14 protein-coding genes and 1 riboswitch are annotated in these 17,921 nt (G+C 72.0%); of the genes, 5 read left to right on the top strand and 9 right to left on the bottom strand.

What is annotated here, in order from left to right; all coding sequences use genetic code 11:
• Nucleotide 1: 1 nt before the first annotated feature.
• Both ABZ396_RS22875 and ABZ396_RS22870 read right to left on the bottom strand, forming a co-directional pair.
• Nucleotides 2–211, bottom strand: a complete 210-nt coding sequence (locus tag ABZ396_RS22875) for a hypothetical protein (RefSeq protein ID WP_358923073.1) — start codon at nt 209–211, stop codon at nt 2–4.
• The gene (locus tag ABZ396_RS22870; protein WP_358923071.1) at nt 198–1,616 is read right to left on the bottom strand and encodes a PspC domain-containing protein; all 1,419 of its coding nucleotides are present in this window, start codon (nt 1,614–1,616) and stop codon (nt 198–200) included. The genes ABZ396_RS22875 and ABZ396_RS22870 overlap by 14 nt, the downstream gene beginning before the upstream one ends.
• A gap of 445 nt (nt 1,617–2,061) precedes the next feature.
• Between ABZ396_RS22870 and ABZ396_RS22865 the strand changes: the two genes are divergently transcribed.
• Both ABZ396_RS22865 and ABZ396_RS22860 read left to right on the top strand, forming a co-directional pair.
• Nucleotides 2,062–3,354, top strand: a complete 1,293-nt coding sequence (locus ABZ396_RS22865; protein ID WP_358923069.1) for a PspC domain-containing protein — start codon at nt 2,062–2,064, stop codon at nt 3,352–3,354.
• A complete protein-coding gene (locus tag ABZ396_RS22860; protein ID WP_358923068.1) occupies nt 3,351–4,064 on the top strand; it encodes a response regulator transcription factor in 714 nt (237 codons plus the stop codon). Before ABZ396_RS22865 ends, ABZ396_RS22860 begins: the two co-directional genes overlap by 4 nt.
• 43 nt (nt 4,065–4,107) lie before the next feature.
• Here ABZ396_RS22860 and ABZ396_RS22855 read toward each other — a convergent pair whose 3' ends face one another.
• A complete protein-coding gene (locus tag ABZ396_RS22855; protein ID WP_358923067.1) occupies nt 4,108–5,154 on the bottom strand; it encodes an NlpC/P60 family protein in 1,047 nt (348 codons plus the stop codon).
• A 475-nt stretch (nt 5,155–5,629) separates the two neighbouring features.
• On the opposite strand from ABZ396_RS22855, the gene ABZ396_RS22850 reads away from it, so the two are divergent.
• The gene (locus tag ABZ396_RS22850; protein WP_358923065.1) at nt 5,630–5,983 is read left to right on the top strand and encodes a hypothetical protein; all 354 of its coding nucleotides are present in this window, start codon (nt 5,630–5,632) and stop codon (nt 5,981–5,983) included.
• 3 nt (nt 5,984–5,986) lie between these two features.
• Here ABZ396_RS22850 and ABZ396_RS22845 read toward each other — a convergent pair whose 3' ends face one another.
• Nucleotides 5,987–6,955, bottom strand: a complete 969-nt coding sequence (locus ABZ396_RS22845; protein WP_358923063.1) for a tellurite resistance/C4-dicarboxylate transporter family protein — start codon at nt 6,953–6,955, stop codon at nt 5,987–5,989.
• Between the two features lie 156 nt (nt 6,956–7,111).
• On the bottom strand, nt 7,112–8,257 hold the full coding sequence (locus ABZ396_RS22840; protein ID WP_358923062.1) for an NlpC/P60 family protein: 1,146 nt from the start codon (nt 8,255–8,257) through the stop codon (nt 7,112–7,114).
• An 8-nt stretch (nt 8,258–8,265) separates the two neighbouring features.
• Nucleotides 8,266–8,438: riboswitch (cyclic di-AMP (ydaO/yuaA leader) on the bottom strand.
• A gap of 325 nt (nt 8,439–8,763) precedes the next feature.
• Between ABZ396_RS22840 and pcrA the strand changes: the two genes are divergently transcribed.
• Nucleotides 8,764–11,256, top strand: a complete 2,493-nt coding sequence (pcrA, locus tag ABZ396_RS22835) for a DNA helicase PcrA (RefSeq protein WP_358923060.1) — start codon at nt 8,764–8,766, stop codon at nt 11,254–11,256.
• 73 nt (nt 11,257–11,329) lie between these two features.
• Here the strand turns inward: pcrA and ABZ396_RS22830 are convergent, their stop codons facing one another.
• The gene (locus ABZ396_RS22830) at nt 11,330–12,799 is read right to left on the bottom strand and encodes a M23 family metallopeptidase (RefSeq protein WP_358923058.1); all 1,470 of its coding nucleotides are present in this window, start codon (nt 12,797–12,799) and stop codon (nt 11,330–11,332) included.
• Nucleotides 12,800–13,065: 266 nt separating this feature from the next.
• Nucleotides 13,066–13,920: an alpha/beta fold hydrolase gene (locus ABZ396_RS22825; protein ID WP_358923056.1), complete on the bottom strand. Its 855-nt coding sequence runs from the start codon at nt 13,918–13,920 to the stop codon at nt 13,066–13,068.
• Between the two features lie 316 nt (nt 13,921–14,236).
• Here ABZ396_RS22825 and ABZ396_RS22820 point away from each other — a divergent pair, with 316 nt between their 5' ends.
• Nucleotides 14,237–14,653, top strand: coding sequence for a cobalamin B12-binding domain-containing protein (locus tag ABZ396_RS22820; protein ID WP_358923054.1), 417 nt, complete (start codon nt 14,237–14,239; stop codon nt 14,651–14,653).
• A gap of 132 nt (nt 14,654–14,785) precedes the next feature.
• Here the strand turns inward: ABZ396_RS22820 and ABZ396_RS22815 are convergent, their stop codons facing one another.
• Both ABZ396_RS22815 and ABZ396_RS22810 read right to left on the bottom strand, forming a co-directional pair.
• On the bottom strand, nt 14,786–16,378 hold the full coding sequence (locus ABZ396_RS22815; protein WP_358923052.1) for a DUF5691 domain-containing protein: 1,593 nt from the start codon (nt 16,376–16,378) through the stop codon (nt 14,786–14,788).
• Nucleotides 16,379–16,442: 64 nt separating this feature from the next.
• Nucleotides 16,443–17,798, bottom strand: a complete 1,356-nt coding sequence (locus ABZ396_RS22810) for an SWIM zinc finger family protein (protein WP_358923051.1) — start codon at nt 17,796–17,798, stop codon at nt 16,443–16,445.
• Nucleotides 17,799–17,921 lie beyond the last annotated feature (123 nt).

Genomic DNA, 17,921 nt, shown 5'->3' with positions numbered 1-17,921 from the left:
TCTAGCTCTCCGGTGCGCGGCGGCGCCTGCGTATCGTCCGGGTCAGGGTCGCGGTCACGCCTGCCAGGAAGAGGCCGACCACCATCAGGGGGATGACCGCGAACCACTCGGTCCTCCACAGGCCCGCCGCGTCACCGGCGTAGGCGACTCCCGCCGCCGTCAGGAAGACGCCGACGATCAGTCGTCCGGGCTGGAACTCATGCCGCAGCACGGCTCACCTCCACCTGTCCCGCGCCCACCTGGAGATTCAGGTCGAGCGTCCCCGCGTTCTTCGCGCCGCTCGTCGGCGGCAGTGTCACGTCCTTGTGCTTGCCGGACTGCACGTCCACGTCCTTCTTGTCGTCACCGGGCAACTGGATGTCGCCCACCCCCACGTCGATGCTCATCCGCACGGTCACGTCCGCCGGCACGATGATCTTCAGCCGGCCCGCCCCGACTTCGGCGGCCGTCGGCACCGTCTGCCCCTCGGCGATGCGTATGTGGGTCAGGTCGAGCGTGGCCACGCCCGTGCCGAGGTCGTACGCCGACGACACCTCCGCCGCCGTGGCCGGTGTCCAGTTCGCGCGCGTCCAGTGGGTGCTGATGTCGGACGGCAGGGCCGTCGCCGCCGCGAGCAGGGCCGCCGTGACGAGCGCCAGGAACAGCGAGCCGGCCCCCGTGCGTCCCAGGAACGAGCTGATCGCCGTACCCAGGCCGAACACGATCAGCGCGCAGGCCAGACCGGCCTGGAGGCTGGTGCCCAGCGGGTGCGTGTCCCATGTCAGGCCCGCGCCCAGGCCGCCCGCCAGCAGGGCGAGCAGAAAGATCCAGCCGCCGATCCAGCGCGGTCCGCGCGGCTTCGGGGGAGCGCTCTGCCGGGCGCGTATGTCCTGACCGTGGACCCACGGGGTACTGAGACGGAAGTCGAGCCCCGGGACGTCCCGGCCACGGGTGTCGGCCGGGCCCCACAGATAGCCGGTGCCCCCGACATGCGTGCCGTCCTTGACGATCGGGTCGCGCCACCACGACGGGTAGGTGATCGAGATCGGCGGTGCCTGGGCCTCGGGAGGGGCGTCGGCGACCGCCTGCGCGGCCAGCGGGTCGGGGTCCGGGGCGCCTCGCCGCCGCGACCAGTAACCGGCGCCCGCCAGCAGCACGGAGAGGACTACGGCGAACGCCAGCACCCCTCCGTTCCTGATCATCGTCAGCAGTACTCCGCAGCCGACCAGTGCGAACAGGACGGCCGCCAGGGCCTGCCCGTCGACCCGGCCGGTCAGCAGTTTTCGGACCTCGTTCTCCTCCTCGTCCTCGTACGGCACGAAGAGCCAGGCGAAGCCGTAGAAGAGGAGACCGATGCCGCCGGTCGCGGCCAGCACGGCCAGGGTGATGCGGAAGATCACCGGGTCCAGGTCGGTGTGGCGCCCGAGCCCCGCGCACACGCCCGCGATCATCTTGTGCCGGCGCTCACGCCGGAACCGGGGGAGCGTCTCGGCGCCCGCTTCCGCGCCGGTGGCGTCGGCCCCCGTCCCGGTCGCCTCCGTCGCGGCGGGCACGGCATCCGACGGCCCGGGGCCCGGGCCGGGCCGCGGGCCGGGGCCGGGTCCCGGACCCGTCGCGGCGTGCTCGTGATCTGTCATGAGTCAATGGTGACGGCCGGGCCGACGCAACGGCAGTCGGGATGACCCTGGCCGAACCCTGAAATCGGCCCCGAGGCCGGCCGGGAAGCGTTCGAACCGGGCCTCGGCGACGCGCTCCGGCCACTCACCGCCGCAGGTTCCGGCCCTCGCCGCCCGAAATCCCGGGACTAGCCGCGGAGAGAGGGGACTTGCCGCGAGGGGGAGGGCGAGCGTCGCGGGGGACGGCAGGGCGGGGGCTTGCCGCGGGTGAAGGGCGCCTGCCGTGGGGAGCGCAGGCGGGGGCTTGCCGCGGGAAGAGCGTACGGGCTGCGGAGGGGCACGTGTTGCGGGCGGAGGCCGTGTGCTGTGGGAAGAACGGGCCCGGCGCGTGGAAATCCGAAGATCAGGGGAGTCTCGGGGGCCGACCCTGATGCCCGGGGACTCGCGGCGTGTGAACATCGATGGCATGCCGGAAGCCGCAGCAGTGCCTCTCGACGACCCGCGGCCGCCGCGCAAGCTCTACCGCAGCAGCGACGGCCGTTGGCTCGGTGGGGTGGCGCGGGGCCTCGCCGGGCATGTGGGCCTGCCCGTCGTGTGGGTGCGGCTCGTCTTCGTCGGCCTGTTCATGGCCAACGGCCTCGGCGCGCTGCTGTATGCCGCGTTCTGGTTCTTCGTACCCCTCGGCGTCGGCGGCGTCGGCGGCCAGAAGCCGCCCTCCCTGGTCACCACCGAGACCTCGGCGGACGGCCGCCGCAGAATCGTCGCTCGCAAACCCGACCGAGGCCAGATCGTCGCGCTGCTCCTCATGGTCATCGTGTCCATGGTGTTCGTGGGCAGCGTCAACCTCACCAGCGGTGCCAAGGCCTATCTCCTGCCCGCGGTCCTGGTCGCCGCCGGTGTGGCGCTCGTCTGGCGCCAGGCGGACAACGCCCGCCGGGCCCGCTGGGTCGAGGTCGGCAGCCGGCGCCGTACGCTCTCGTTGCTGCGCGCGGCCGTCGGCGTCCTGCTCGTCACCGCGGGCGTCTCGGGCGTCTTCGTCATGCAGGGCACCGCCGCGCACATCGGGGCGGTGCTCCAGGCCTCGCTCGCCGTTCTCGTCGGCATCACGCTGCTCGCCGGGCCGTACCTCGTGCGGATGACCCAGGACCTCTCCGAGGAGCGGCTGATGCGTATCCGCGCGCAGGAGCGCGCCGAGGTCGCCGCCCATGTCCACGACTCCGTGCTGCACACCCTGACCCTGATCCAGCGCAACGCGGACAGCGCGAACGAGGTGCGCCGCCTCGCCCGCGCCCAGGAGCGCGATCTGCGCACCTGGCTCTACAAGCCCGAGGGCACCGGCAAGGACGAGGCCGACGAGCCCGCCACCCTCGCCGAAGCGGTCCGGCGCAACGCCGCGGAGGTCGAGGACAAGCACGGCGTCCCCATCGAGGTCGTGGTGGTCGGCGACTGCCCGCTCGACGAGCGGACGAGCGCACAGATGCAGGCCGCGCGTGAGGCAATGGTCAACGCCGCCAAGTACGGTGGCGACGGCGGCGCAGTCCAGGTCTACGCCGAAGTCGAGGGCAAGACGGTCTTCGTGTCCGTCCGCGACCGCGGTCCCGGCTTCGACCTCGACTCGATACCCGCCGACCGCATGGGCGTCAGAGAATCGATCGTCGGCCGCATGGAGCGCCACGGCGGCACGGCACGGCTGCGGTCCGTGCCGGGCGGCGGCACGGAGGTCGAGCTGGAGATGGAGAGGGCGGAGAAGACGTCATGAGCGACGCGACCGAGGCGAACGGCCCGGCGGAAGGCACGGAGAAGGCCGGGCGTCGGGTGCGCGTGGTCCTGGTCGACGACCACCGGATGTTCCGTACCGGCGTCCAGGCCGAGATCGGCCAGACCGAGCAGACCGGCGTGGAGGTGGTGGGCGAGGCCGCCGACGTCGACCAGGCGGTCTCGGTGATCACCACGACCCGGCCCGAGGTGGTGCTCCTCGATGTGCACCTGCCGGGCGGCGGCGGCGTCGAAGTGCTGCGCCGGTGCGCCTCGTTGACGGCGGACGCCGACCGGCCGGTGCGCTTCCTCGCGCTGTCCGTGTCGGATGCAGCCGAGGACGTGATCGGGGTGATCCGGGGCGGCGCCCGCGGCTACGTCACCAAGACGATCACCGGCACCGACCTGGTGGACTCGATCTTCCGTGTGCAGGAGGGCGATGCCGTCTTCTCGCCGCGGCTGGCCGGCTTCGTCCTGGACGCCTTCGCCTCCACCGACGCCCCTCCGGTCGACGAGGACCTCGACCGCCTGACCCAGCGCGAGCGCGAGGTGCTGCGTCTGATCGCGCGCGGCTACGCCTACAAGGAGATCGCCAAGCAGCTGTTCATCTCCGTCAAGACGGTCGAGTCCCATGTGTCAGCGGTGCTGCGAAAGTTGCAGCTGTCTAACCGGCATGAGCTGACCCGCTGGGCGACCGCGCGCCGCCTGGTCTGAGGCCGTTCCGGCAAGGGGCGGATACGCACGGAGGCCGATGGGGTCACACGACCCGTGTCGCCCCGGCCAACGGCATCTCGTCGATGGGGGCGATCCGCACCGGGGCCGATGGATTGGGGGCGTGGATCATCTGGCCGTTGCCGATGTAGATGCCGACGTGACTGATGCCCGAGTAGAAGAACACCAGGTCGCCCGGCTGGAGTTCGGAGCGCGAGACGCGGCGGCCGGCGTTGATCTGGGCGTAGGTGGTACGCGGGATGGAGACGCCGGCGGAGCGGTAGGCGGCCTGGGCGAGTCCCGAGCAGTCGAAGGCGTTGGGGCCTGTCGCGCCCCAGACGTAGGGGCTGCCGAGCTTGGCGTAGGCGTACGCCACGGCGGCCGCGGCCCGGGAATCGGGGGCGGCGACGCTGCCCGGGGCCAGGGTGGCGCGGGCGTCGGAGGCCGAGCGGGAGGCGCGGCCGGCCGTGACCGCCGCCCGCTGCTGCGGCGCGAGCCGGTCCAGCAGCCGCCGGGCCTCGCCGAGCTTGCCGCTGATGGCCGTCTTCTGCCGCTTCAGCTCGGCCTGCCGGGATCGCAGCGATGTCAGCTCGACATGCGCCGCCCCGCGTAACCGCTCGATCTCCCGCAGCTGTTGGCGTACCCGCGCCACCGCGCCGGCCTGCCGGGCACCGGCCCGCTCGGCGAACGCGGCGTCGTCCAGGTACCGGTCGGGATCGCTGGAGAGCGCGAGCTGCCACGCCGGATCGATACCGCCGGCGCGGTACTGCGCGGCCGCTGCCGAACCGAGCGCTTCCCGCGCGGAGTTGAGCTTCTCCTGCTTGCGGGCGCTCTCGTCCTGCAGCGCATTGAGGCGCCGCTGCTCCGCATCGGACTTCTCCCTCGCTCCGTCGTACTTCTGGGTGGCTGCCTCGGCCTCCTTGTACAGCTGGTCCACCTTGGTCTTCACCTGCGCCGGTGTCAGTTGCGGCTCGGCGTGTCCGGTCCCTTCGAAGCCCGTCGCGGTGGCCGCGCCCGCCAGGGCGAGGGTTGCGGCCGTGCGGGCCGTATTGCCGCTGAGCGAGCGCTGTCGGGGCTTGCGGTGCGCTGCCACCTGGACTCGTCACGTCCTTTCGTACGACCGCCGTGTCGTCCGTACGCGCGCCATGGAGAGCACGCATGCGGCCGCCGGGGGTGCGGATTGCGCGTCCGGCGGCGGCCCGCACAGGGGGAGAGGGCCGCCGCCGGACTTTCTCGGCGGTGGTGCCCGACTGCCGCCCCTGGCCCGGGCGGCGGTGGGGAGTCGGTCACCTGGGGGAGGACGCTAGGCCGGAGCGTGTCGGCTCGGTGACGCGATGCACGGAATTGGTGTGACCGGATCGTTACCCGACGGTATGTGACCGGGATTCTGGTCCGGAGTCGTCGGCTTCACGGGGCGTGATGACCGAAGCGGCGGTTCCGGGGGCGAGCGGGGGGCACGGGGTGCTATGGGGTGCATATATGCGACGCCGTGGAGGCGTTGGCCGCGGGTGCCGCGGGGAGGGGCCGGTGCGGGGCGCCCCCGGGGGCCCTGATTAGGCTCCGGTGCCATGGGCGTACTCATCCATCTCTTCGTCGGCCTGCACATCATCGGCATCGCCGCGCTCCTCGGCGGCTTCCTCACCCAGATGAAGGCGATGGGCCAGGGCACGGCCCGGTTCGTCCCCGGAATGCTGCACGGCGCGTTCACCATGCTCGTGACCGGTGTGATCCTGGTCGGCCTCAACGAGGCCGACCACCACCACGTCAACACCGTCAAGATCGGCGTGAAGCTCGCGCTGCTGATCGTGATCCTCGGACTCGTCTATGTGAAACGGGACGACGAGAAGGTGGAGAAGGGGGTCTTCGGCCTGGTGGGCCTGCTGACCGTGGTGAACATCTTCATCGCCGTGCTGTGGACGTGACCCTCAGGAAGTCCTCCTGAGGGCGGCGCGGGTGGCCGCCACCGCGCCGGCGGCCGCCACCAGCCAGGCCGCCACCGCGACCCACACCAGCACCCGCCCCGGCCACTTCAGCCACGGGATGCCGACCGCGGCCGCGACCGACAGCGTCGCCGCGGCCGTCATCCCCATCGGGAACACCGCCGCCCAGCGGCGCATGTCGTAACGCGGCCGGGGCCGTGCCACCTCGGCGGCCAGCAGGACGGCGTACCAGGCAAGGGCCAGGGTGAGCAGCGCCACCGTCATCGTGCGCAGGACGCCCCGGTCGTCGTTGTTCCACAGGTACAGCCGCGCGCTGTCGGCGGCCAGCAGCTGCGCCCCGGCCAGCGCGGAGATCGCGAGCGCGCCGCCCGCGATCCAGTGGTCGCCGGGCCCCTCGACGACCTGCCGCCACTCGAAGCAGGCCACGGCGAACCCGTACAGCACCAGCCCCAGCCAGAACAGCACCAGCGCCGTGTGCGCGAGCCACGCGGTCGTCAAGGCCGCCGCCAGCGTCGCTCCCAGCACGGCCAGCCCCTGCGTGGCGACACAGCTCAGGAACACCGCACCGGGCATGCGCCGCGTCCGGTGCCGTACGACGAGGACCAGCAACGGCGGCCACAGCACCGCCGACAGCGCCAGCAGGGCTTCGGCCAGGGGCTGCCAGCCGAGCGCCGAGAACCGCGTCCCGAGCACCGTGGTAGCCGCCACGGCGGTGAGCGCGCCCGGCGTCGCCGCCTCCGTCACCCACCGCCGACGGTCCTCCAGCAGCCGTACGGCGAACTCCGCGGCCAGCCCCGCCCAGGCCACGCAGGCCAGCACCAGCGCGACCCGGGACACGGTCTCCGCCCCCGCCAGATGCAACCCCACCGACACGATGGCGGTGGCCATCACCGCGGCCCCGGACGCTGGCGAACGCTGCGCCCACCAGGCGCGAAGGTGTGAAATACCGGACATGCTCCTGATGCTAGGGAGCCTCGCGCGCCATGCGAGCGGGGCACGCGCGCGTGCCGCACGAAATGCGCGCCGCGCGGGGCCAGGCCTCGCGCCGGCGCCCGAGCAACGCCCGGCGCCCGCGTGCAGCGCTTACGCTCGGCGCCCGCGCCCGCGTGCTCAGGCCGGTCGCACCACGCTGTGGATGATTGACTCGCCTCCGTAAAAGATCGACTCCTCGCGGACGTACGTGCCGGGCTTCGGGGCGTGGATCATCATGCCGTTGCCGATGTAGATGCCGACGTGGGTGACGTCGTCGTAGAAGAAGACCAGGTCGCCGGGCCGGGCGTCGGCGAGGGAGACAGTGGTGCCGGCGTTCACCTGGTCGTACGTGGTGCGCGGCAGGGAGACGCCCGCGGCCTTCCAGGCGGCCAGGGAGAGGCCGGAGCAGTCGTAGGAGCCGGGGCCCGTGGCGCCCCAGACGTACGGCTTGCCGATCTGCGCGCGGGCGAAGCTGATCGCCTTGGCGGCCTTCGTCGCGTAGGAGGACGAGGACGAGGAGGAGGAGCCGCTGGAGGTCGACGTAGATGACGACGACGTGTCCTGCTTCGCGGCCGCCGCCTGCTGCTTCGCGAGCTCCGCCGCCTTGCGCACCGCCTCCGCCTTCTTCTTCTTCTTCTCGATCTCCGCCAGCCGCGCCTTCTCCTGGGCCGTCAGCTGCGACAGCAGCTCCCGCGCGGAGGCCAGCTTGGTCTGGACGGTGGTCTTGGCGGTCTTGAGGCCGTCCTGTGTCTCGGTGAGCGTCTCCAGGCTCTTGGCGGCCTCCTGCCGCTTCTTCATGGTCGCGGACTGCTGTGTGACGTAGTCGTCGACCGCGTCCTTCTGACGCGAGGTCAGCCGGCTCATCAGCTGCGTCTGGTCGAAGTAGTCCTGCGGGCTGTCCGCGAGCAGGAAGGTCGCCGTGTCGGGGGCGCTGGCCCCGGTCCGGTACTGGGCCGCGGCGAACGCACCCAGTTCCTCACGCGCCTTGTTGAGCCGGTCGGTGCGCTGGGCGACGTCGTCGAGCAGGGTGTCGACGCGGTTGCGCTGCTTGCCGGTCTTCTCCTTGGCCGCGTTGTACTTCTCGGTGGCGGACTCAGCCTGCCGGTAGAGGGCGTCGACCTTCTTCTCGACCTCCTCCAGGCTGGGCTTGCCGTCCGCGGAGGGCGCGGCGTTGGCCGTCTGGGTGAGCAGGGCCACGGAGGTGAGGGCGGCGGTGGCCAGGGCGGGGGTGCGTATGCCTGCTACGTGCGTTGCGGACGGGCGCGACTTGCGGTGCGACGCCAACGGGGGCGACTCCTTCCGTGCTCCGCCTACCGAGTTAGCTGTCGGGTTCGGGCGGGTGGTTCGGAAGGGTTGCCCTACGGTCCGTCCCCCGGTGGGGGGTCGGGACCGATTCACCCCAGGGTCGGTGTGGGTCCCCGGCTCCGGATGCGCGGCGGCACCCTGGACTCGGCGGAGGCCGTGCGGCCCGGCGACGTTCGCCGGTGGGGGTCGTACGGCCCGCCCGGCACGCTAGCCAACTCGTGTGCTCCGTGTGAAGGTTGATGTTCGATATGCCCCATACATTTTCGTGACCTTAGTGTTGCGGCTCATTCGGATCGGTTGATCAAGGAGGGTATGGGATGATTTGTCCTGAGCGGTCGAGCGGTCCGCGCCCCCGGGCGGACGGGCGCGCACATGTTCACGGCGTGTGATCACCCACTGTGAGGGGATGATTCTGGTGGGTGGCCGGGGTTGAGTTTCCGGGGCGGGGGCCGGTTGTCGGTGGGGCGCCCTAGACTCGGAGAGCGATGAGCAGCCTCTTTGACGACAGCTTCCTGGCGAGCCTCCAGCCCCCGCGCGGCCACGAGGAGGAACCCCCGCCGCCGCCCGAGGACGAGCACGTACCGGAGCCGGTTCCGGACGACCTGTTCGGCGGGAAGTTCGACGTGCCCCCGGACCGTGACGCCTACTACCGCGGCGGCGCCGCCCGCCCGGCCCTGGACGCGGCCGCGCTCCTGGAGGGGCTGAACGACAACCAGCGGGCGGCCGTCGTGCACGCCGGCTCCCCGCTGCTGATCGTGGCCGGCGCCGGTTCCGGCAAGACGCGGGTGCTCACCCACCGCATCGCCTATCTGCTCGCCGCGCGCAATGTGCACCCGGGCCAGATCCTCGCGATCACCTTCACCAACAAGGCCGCGGGCGAGATGAAGGAACGCGTCGAGCACCTCGTCGGCCCGCGCGCGAACGCGATGTGGGTGATGACCTTCCACAGCGCGTGCGTGCGGATCCTCCGGAGGGAGAGCAAGAAGCTCGGCTTCACCTCCTCCTTCTCCATCTACGACGCCGCCGACTCCAAGCGCCTGATGGCCCTGGTCTGCCGCGACCTGGACCTCGACCCCAAGCGCTACCCGCCCAAGTCCTTCAGCGCCAAGATCAGCAACCTCAAGAACGAGCTGATCGACGAGGAGGACTTCGCCGCCCAGGCGAGCGACGGCTTCGAGAAGACCCTCGCTCAGGCATACGCCCTCTACCAGTCGCGGCTGCGCGAGGCGAACGCCCTCGACTTCGACGACCTGATCATGACGACGGTCAACCTGCTGCGTGCCTTCCCGGACGTCGCCGAGCACTACCGCCGCCGCTTCCGGCACGTCCTGGTCGACGAGTACCAGGACACCAACCACGCCCAGTACGCGCTCGTGCGTGAGCTGGTCGGTAGCGGCGCGCGCGCCGACGAGGCCGACGCACCGCCGAGCGAGCAGGACCTCCAGCCCGCCGAACTGTGCGTGGTGGGTGATGCCGACCAGTCGATCTACGCCTTCCGGGGCGCGACGATCCGCAACATCCTCCAGTTCGAGGAGGACTACCCGAACGCGACGACGATCCTCCTGGAGCAGAACTACCGCTCCACGCAGACGATCCTCTCCGCCGCCAACGCGGTCATCCAGCGCAACGAGTCCCGCCGCCCGAAGAACCTGTGGACCAACGCGGGCGCGGGCGCGCAGATCACCGGCTATGTCGCCGACACCGAGCACGACGAGGCGCAGTTCGTCGCCGACGAGATAGACCGTCTGACGGACGCGGGCGAGGCGAAGGCGGGCGATGTCGCCGTCTTCTACCGCACCAACGCGCAGTCCCGTGTCTTCGAGGAGATCTTCATCCGCGTCGGCCTGCCCTACAAGGTGGTCGGCGGGGTCCGCTTCTACGAGCGCAAGGAGGTCCGGGACGTCCTGGCCTACCTCCGGGTCCTCGCCAACCCCGAGGACTCGGTGCCGCTGCGCCGGATCCTCAACGTCCCCAAGCGCGGTATCGGCGACCGTGCGGAGGCGATGATCGACGCCCTCGCCCAGCGCGAGAAGATCAGCTTCCCGCAGGCGCTCAAGCGCGTCGACGAGGCGTACGGCATGGCCGCCCGGTCGACGAACGCGGTCAAGCGGTTCAACACGCTGATGGAGGACCTCCGTACGGTCGTGGAGTCCGGGGCCGGACCGGCCACCGTTCTCGAGGCGATCCTCGAACGCACCGGCTACCTCGCCGAGTTGCAGGCCTCCACGGACCCGCAGGACGAGACCCGGATCGAGAACCTACAGGAACTCGCCTCCGTGGCACTGGAGTTCGAGCAGGAGTCCGGGGAGAACGAGGCATCGGGCGGCCTGTCCGACTTCCTGGAGCGGGTGGCGCTGGTCGCCGACTCCGACCAGATCCCCGACGAGGACGAGGACGGCTCCGGCGTCATCACCCTGATGACCCTGCACACCGCCAAGGGCCTCGAATTCCCGGTGGTCTTCCTGACCGGCATGGAGGACGGCGTCTTCCCGCACATGCGCGCCCTCGGCCAGACCAAGGAGTTGGAAGAGGAGCGGCGCCTCGCGTACGTCGGCATCACGCGCGCGCGGGAGCGGCTGTATCTCACGCGGTCGTCGATGCGCAGCGCCTGGGGGCAGCCGTCGTACAACCCGCCCTCGCGTTTCCTGGAGGAGATCCCGGCCGGGTATCTGGAGTGGAAGCGGACCGGGGCGATGGCGCCGGTGTCCTCCGGGCCCGCGTCGGGCGTGGCGGCCTCGCTCTCCTCGACCCGCTCGCGGTCCTCGGCGTCGGGCGCGTCCGGCTTCGCCACCCGGCGGACCGCGGAGAAGCCGGTGGTCTCGGTGGCCGTCGGCGACCGCGTCACCCACGACCAGTTCGGCCTCGGCACGGTCGTCGCGGTGAAGGGCACGGGCGGGAACGCGGAGGCGACGATCGACTTCGGCGACACCAAGCCGAAGCGGCTGCTGCTGCGATACGCGCCGGTGGAGAAGCTGTAGCCCCACAGAAGGCTGAGCCCCGCTTCCACGAGCGGGGCTCACTGGGCGGGGCTCACTGGGCGGGGCTCACTGATCAGGTCGGGTCGAGTCCGTGGCTCCGCAGCCACGGCAGCGGGTCTATGGCGGAGCCCCCCGCCGGCCTGACCTCGAAGTGCAGGTGCGGGCCGGTCGAGTTGCCGGAGTTCCCGGAGTACGCGATCGGATCCCCGGCCTTCACGGTCGTACCCGAGGCCACGCGGTACGACGAGAGGTGGCAGTACCACGTCTCCGTGCCGTCCTTCGCCGTCACGATCATCATGTTGCCGTAGGCGCTGTTCCACTTGGTGGAGACGACGCCGTCGGTCGCGGCCATCACCGTCGTGCCGTAGGAGACGGGGAAGTCGATGCCCGTGTGGATGGACATCCAGTTCACGCCGGCCTGGCCGAAATAGGCGCTGAGCCCTCTCTGCGTGACCGGGAGGGCGTACTTGGGGCGCAGCCGCTCCTTGCGGGCCGCCTCCGCCGCCGCCTTCTTCTTCTCGGCGTCCTGCTGGGCCCTGAGGTCGATGCGCTCCTGGGTCCGGCTGGCCCGGTCGGCGAAGTCGTCGGCGCCTGCCGAGAGCGTCTTGAGCTGGGCGTCCAGCTTGCTGTTGGCGGCGGACGGCTGCACCGACTGTGCGTCGGAGGCCGAGGCCGTCGTGTCCTTGCCGTCCTCGGTCATGGTCCCTACGGAGGCGGCCGCGATCCCGGCGACCCCCATCACACACGCCGAGGGCACGGCGACGGTCAGCAGCGCGGACCGCTTGGGGGGCGTACGACGGCGGGAACGCGACCCTGCGCGGGCGCCGGAGCGTGTCGCGGCCCGCGAGACCGGAGCGACCTGAGTGACCTCTTCCTGGTCCTCCAGCAGTGGCGTTACTGCAGGCAGCTCACCGGTCGCGGCCAACGTCCCCGCGTCCGGGGAGTCCTCCGTGAACTCCTCGAACTCGCCGTAGGGGAGCTGCTCGAACATCTGGGTCGCCGACTGGTCGAAGGGGTCGGCGGGCTGTGGCTCGGGCTCGGGCTCGGGCTGCGCCGGGGTGCCGTCGGAGTTCCACTGCGTGGCGTCGTACGCGCCGGTGTCGAAGGCCTGGGTGCCCCACTCCCACTGCTGGGTCGCGCCGGCCATGCCCGACTGGTCGGGCTGGATCCAGGCGTTCGCGTCCCAGTGGCCGCTGCCATCGGTGACCGTCCCCTGTGCCGGGACGGTCCAGGCCGTGCTGTCGTAGGCGCCGGAGTCGTACACGGCGTGGTGCTGGGCCGCGTAGGGGTCGTAGTTCAGCGACTGGTCGCCGACCGTCTGCCACTGCGTGGCGTCGTACGCGCCGGTGGCCTGGCCCTCGCCCGGGAGGTGGCCGAAGAGCGGATCACTGTGGAACGAGGTGCCGGTAGCAGTGTGGTCGCCGTACGTGGTGAAGTCGCCGTACTGGGCTTCCTGGGTGCCATACGGCGCGTAGTGCGCCGGGTCGGCGTCGGAAGCCGGGGCCGGGGTGGTCATGGTCCCCGACGGGTGACGGTCGTTCACCAACTTCTCTTTCGCCTCGACAACAGGGGCTGCCAGAGCAGTGCGGCGACTGTACCCGGCGGTATGCGGGCGCGACAATCTTCGGCAGGTTTCGTGGTTTCGGGAAACGGGCATTCGGCCGTGTTTCGGGGGACGACGGACGCGGGTTTGGCTTTGCGTTCGAGAAGTGTTCGACAGGTCGGGCGTCTAAGTCGGAGGTGCCGGGCGGTCGTTGCCCGCCCGAACCGACCCGAATACCCGGCTCGCCCGGCTCGTCCTCATCTCCGTCAGGCCACCGTCAGACCGCTGGCGATCCGCTCCTCCGGGTGCGTCTCGTCGAGGGCCTGCCGTATGCCGGTCGCGACCGCCGGATGGACGGGCAGGGCGAGGTGGCCGATCCCGGTCACCTGCACGTTCGTCACCAGGAGGTCCGGGTGGTCGATCCGGGCCGTCTCGACCGGCTCCATCAGCGAGTCGAGGTCGCTCCAGAAGCTGACGAACCGGGTGCGGCAGCCGGGCGCGGGCCGGGTCAGCTCCTCGATCACCTCCGAGCCGGGGCGCATCTGCCGCACTATCGGGTGCGCGTCCGCGAGCGGCACGACCCTGGTGCCGGAGTGCGGGGTGCCGAGCGTCACCAGGGTGCGGACGCGGTAGTCGCCGCCGAGGCACTGGACGTAGTAGCGGGCGATCAGACCGCCGAGGCTGTGCCCCACGATGTCGACCCGGCGGCTGCCGGTGCGCTGGCAGATCTCCTCTATGTGCCGGCCCAGCAGGCCGGCGGCGGTGCGGATGTCACAGGTCAGCGGCGAGTAGTTGAGCGACTCGACACGCTGGCCGCCGTGCTGGGCGAGGGTGCGGCGCAGCAGGACGAAGACGGAGCGGTTGTCGATGAACCCGTGCAGCAGCACGACCGGCGGAGTCGCCCGGATCGGCAGTTGGGCCGTGCCGTCACGCTGCGCGGGCTGCGCGGGGGAGCGGCGCTCCGGGGTGAGGCCGGTCGGGTAGAGCAGCAGATGCCCGGCCAGGACCGCAGCCTCCAGCGCGGTCGACTTCAGGAAGGCCACCGACAGGCCGGCCAGTCTGCCGGGCAGAAGACGACGGCAGAACGGGAGAAAGGGCGCCAGTACTCCGGTGACCTTCATCGGCCGACCTCCTGTCGGCGCGCGGCGGACGGCTCTGTCCCCGTGTGCCCTCATGGGAGGCCGAGCGGAGGTGGTGGCGGGGGTACGACGACGGGCCGCGTCGCGTGCCCTGTTGCCCCGCGGACCACGCTGCGGCTCCCTGACGTGTCCCACTGTGTGTGATTTCCCCCTCGGTAACCTCCGTGAAACTGCCGGTTGCGGGATGCTGGAGATAACGTTCGTTCACTGGAGACGGGTGGCGGAACGCGTCAAATGTGCGGTACTTGTCGGTACGCACGCATGGTGGCGTGTTCTTTTCATGGTCATGGAGGCAGTGATGGGTGTGGCAGCCGGTCCGATCCGCGTGGTGGTGGCCAAACCGGGGCTCGACGGCCACGACCGCGGGGCCAAGGTCATCGCGCGGGCGCTGCGCGACGCGGGCATGGAGGTCATCTACACCGGGCTCCACCAGACGCCGGAACAGATCGTCGACACGGCCATCCAGGAGGACGCCGACGCGATCGGTCTCTCCATCCTCTCCGGCGCCCACAACACCCTGTTCGCAGCGGTCATCGACTTGCTCAAGCAGCGTGACGCCGAGGACATCCTCGTCTTCGGCGGCGGCATCATCCCCGAGGACGACATCGCCCCCCTCAAGGACAAGGGCGTCGCCGAGATCTTCACGCCGGGGGCGACGATGGCGTCGATCGTGGAGTGGGTACGGGAGAACGTCCGGCAGCCTTCGGAGGCGTAGCCCGCGTTCACGCAGCGGTGGACCGACCCCGGCGACTGGGCCGGGGCGGCCGGGCCGCGCCCGAACGCGAGGCCGTTAACCCTGGGCGGGGTTCGGGGGCGCACCCCCGGGAGCCGCCGCGGCAGTGGACGCTCAGGCGCAGGCCGGACCCAGTTCCTCCAGCATCACCGCCCGCAACCTCAGTGTCGTCGCCAGCCGCTGGAACGCCTCCGCCCAGTACCCGCCGGCACCCGGTGACGCGTCCTGCCCTTCGTCCGGCACCGCCAGCAAGGCGTCCAGCCGGCTCGCTTCCGCGGGGTCCAGGCAGCGCTCGGCCAAGCCCATCACCCCGCTGAAACTCCAGGGATAACTCCCGGCGTCCCGCGCGATGTTGAGAGCGTCCACCACGGCCCGGCCGAGCGGCGCGGACCACGGTACGGCGCAGACGCCGAGCAGCTGGAACGCCTCCGACAGACCGTGCGCCGCGATGAACCCGGCCACGCATCCGGCCCGGTCCGCATCCCCCAGCGTGCCCAGCAGCATGGCCCGCTCGGCCAGGGACACCGCGCCCGGACCGCCCGCCTCCGGTGCCGCCGGGACCCCGAGCAGTGCTCTCGCCCACTCGGCGTCCCGCTGCCGTACGGCGGCCCGGCACCAGGCCGCGTGCAGTTCGCCCTGCCAGCCGTCCGCGACCGGCAGTGCCACGATCTCCCCGGGCGTACGGCCGCCGAGCCGCGCCGACCAGGTGATGAGCGGGGCCGCCTCCACCAACTGCCCCAGCCACCAGGACCGTTCACCGCGCCCGGTCGGCGGTTTGGCCACCACCCCGTCCCGCTCCATGCCAGGGTCGCACTCCGGCGGCGCCTCCACCGCGATCACCTGGCCGTCCCCCGTGTGGTCGACGGCCACACACGCCCCGGCCCGCACCGCCATCCGCCCCGCCAGCGCCGAGCCCGGCAGCGCGGACAGCAGCTCCGCCGCCGTGGTTCTCACGTTACGGCTCCGGTCTGACAGGGCCTGCTCCAGGAACGGCTCGTCCCCGGCGGCCAGTCCCGTGCGCAGCGAGTCGAGGAACATCAACCGGTCCTCCGCCCGCTCCCTCGCCCAGGTCCCGGCCAGCAGCTCGCGCGCCGACTCGGGCGCACGGGCCCGCAGAGCGGCCAGCAGCGCGACCCGTTCGGCGAACAGCCCCTCCTGCCACAACCGCCGTATCGCGTCGCCGTCCTCGGGGCCGGGCAGAGCCGCGCCGCCGCCCGGGGCCGCGCGCAGGGCGAACCGCCAGTCCTGGTTGAGCCGGGCCAGCCACAGGGCGCGCGGTCCGGCGAAGGCCAGCGCGGCGGGCCGCAGGTCGGTACGGCCCCGGGCCGCGTCCAGCAGCGCGGGCAGCGTCTGCGGGGGCGCGGCGAACCCGCGCGCGTTGGCCGCCGTGAGCCACTGGGGCAGCAGCTCCATGAGGTCGGGCGAGGTACCCCGGCGGCCGCCGGTCCCGGTGCCGGGGCGGTCGGACAGCAGCATCGAGAGCCTGCGCGCCGCCGCGGCCGGCAGCGCGGGGCGCGGGTCCTCGGGAGCCGGTTCGGGGCGGTGCGCGGCCCGCGCGGGCCGCAGTCCGGCCCGTCGTCGTACGGTCGCCACGGCCGCCTCGTCCAGCAGGGCCACCGGGGCCTCGCGGCCGGCCCCGTCGGTCGCGGGCGGACGCCGGTCCGTGCCCAGCAGGGCCGTGGTGACAAGATCTTCCCAAGCGGTCACGGGGCTCCCTTTCTGTGAGTTGGTCGGGTTGCGTGTGTCGGCCGGGTTCTGTGAGTCGGTCGGGTCAGCACAGCGGCACCGCCTCGCCCGCTTGCTCCGGCCAGGCCGTGAGTGGTGTGAAGCCACGGTGACCGCACTCGCCGAAGACCCTGACCGGGGCCCCGCCGGAGAGCGCGACCAGCCGCCACAGACCGGGCCGGGAGCGGATGGCGGCGGAGAGTGGCAGAGCCGATTCCCCGTCCGCGTCGGCCAGTTGCCAGGAGTCGCCGTCCGGGACGGGCACCACCCGGCCCAGCGTCACCGGCACCGAATCCAGCCATGGGTCCTCCCGCAGCGCCTCCCCGTACCGGGCCGCCGCCTGCGCCGTCGTCATGCCGGGCGGCCGTACCGAGACGGGCGCGGGTGCGGCGAACCGCTCGCCCAGCGCCGCCCTGTGGCCGCCCGCGCCCGGGTAGCCGGACAGCTCCGCCTCCAGGGCGAGACCGACCGGCAGGGCCGGCTCCGGGGCGCGGCCGGCCGCGCCGTAGGAGAGGAGCAGCGCCGTACGGCCCGAGTCGGCGCCGTGCAGCCAGATCCGGCGGGTCGTCAGTTTCCCGTCCGCCGTGTCGTACTGGGCGAGGACCAGCCAGTGGTCGCGCACCGGCGGGCCGTCCGCCGAGGCGGGCAGGCCGACGCGGGAACGGACCGTGGCGGCGAGGCCCTCAGGGAGCCCGTCGCGGCGCAGCCAGCCCTGGTCGAGAAGGTGCAGCAGCGCGCACTCCTCCAGCAGCCGCACCGGCCAGCCGGACCCGGAGCCCGGTATCGCACCCAACTCCCGCACCCGCGCGGCCAGCCCGGGTGCCTGGGCGTCGACCATGCGGGCCGCCGTCTCCTCCCACAACCCGTACCCCGTCTGCTCGGCCGCGGCCAGGCCGCCGCGCAGCAGGTCGGTCAGGCGCTGCTCCAGCTCCGTGGCGCCCGCCGTGACCCGCTCGGCCCGCCGCTCCGCCCGCCGCCGGGCCGCCTCGGGATCAGCGGCGGCCGGGGAACTCCCGCCGCTCGCCGGGCGTTCGTCCTCCGCGCGCCTGCGCCGGCCCGCGATCCACTGCTCTGCCCAGTCCGGCGGCTGTGCCACCGTCGGCACCGTGTCGTCCTCGCCCGCCCACAGCAAGAGCAGCCCGAGGGCGTGCTTGCAGGGGAACTTCCGGCTGGGACAACTGCACTTGTACGCCGGGCCGGCCGCGCCCGCGATGTCCACGATCGTCTGGTACGGCTTGCTGCCGCTGCCCTTGCACAGTCCCCATACCGTCCCCTCCGCACAACTCCCCGCCTCGGACCACGGTCCTGCCGCTCCGAGTTTGCTTCCCGCCTTGCGTGACGCGGTGTCAGGCGCCAGTGCCAGCACCTGGTCCGCACTCCAGCGCACCCCCTGCTGAGTCATGCCATCGAAGGTAGATCCCGCCACTGACAATCGACTCCGCGAGAGCATTTCTGCAGGTCAGAGTGATTGTCAGTGGCGTGGTGCACGGTGGACACCAGATCCGAACCGGCCGAGCTGGAGGGG

Origin of the sequence: Streptomyces sp. NPDC005866 (assembly GCF_040629895.1) — a bacterium.
Taxonomy (GTDB): Bacteria; Actinomycetota; Actinomycetes; order Streptomycetales; family Streptomycetaceae; genus Streptomyces.
Note: the sequence above shows the minus strand (reverse complement) of the source record. Positions and strands in the feature narration are given on the sequence as shown.

Excerpts from the sequence above, each read along its gene's own strand:
- ABZ396_RS22810 (WP_358923051.1), bottom strand. The coding sequence starts at position 17,798 with ATGACTCAGCAGGGGGTGCGCTGGAGTGCGGACCAGGTGCTGGCACTG.
- pcrA (WP_358923060.1), top strand. The coding sequence starts at position 8,764 with ATGAGCAGCCTCTTTGACGACAGCTTCCTGGCGAGCCTCCAGCCCCCG.
- ABZ396_RS22860 (WP_358923068.1), top strand. The coding sequence starts at position 3,351 with ATGAGCGACGCGACCGAGGCGAACGGCCCGGCGGAAGGCACGGAGAAG.
- ABZ396_RS22820 (WP_358923054.1), top strand. The coding sequence starts at position 14,237 with ATGGGTGTGGCAGCCGGTCCGATCCGCGTGGTGGTGGCCAAACCGGGG.
- ABZ396_RS22850 (WP_358923065.1), top strand. The coding sequence starts at position 5,630 with ATGGGCGTACTCATCCATCTCTTCGTCGGCCTGCACATCATCGGCATC.
- ABZ396_RS22870 (WP_358923071.1), bottom strand. The coding sequence starts at position 1,616 with ATGACAGATCACGAGCACGCCGCGACGGGTCCGGGACCCGGCCCCGGC.
- ABZ396_RS22845 (WP_358923063.1), bottom strand. The coding sequence starts at position 6,955 with ATGTCCGGTATTTCACACCTTCGCGCCTGGTGGGCGCAGCGTTCGCCA.
- ABZ396_RS22865 (WP_358923069.1), top strand. The coding sequence starts at position 2,062 with ATGCCGGAAGCCGCAGCAGTGCCTCTCGACGACCCGCGGCCGCCGCGC.
- ABZ396_RS22825 (WP_358923056.1), bottom strand. The coding sequence starts at position 13,920 with ATGAAGGTCACCGGAGTACTGGCGCCCTTTCTCCCGTTCTGCCGTCGT.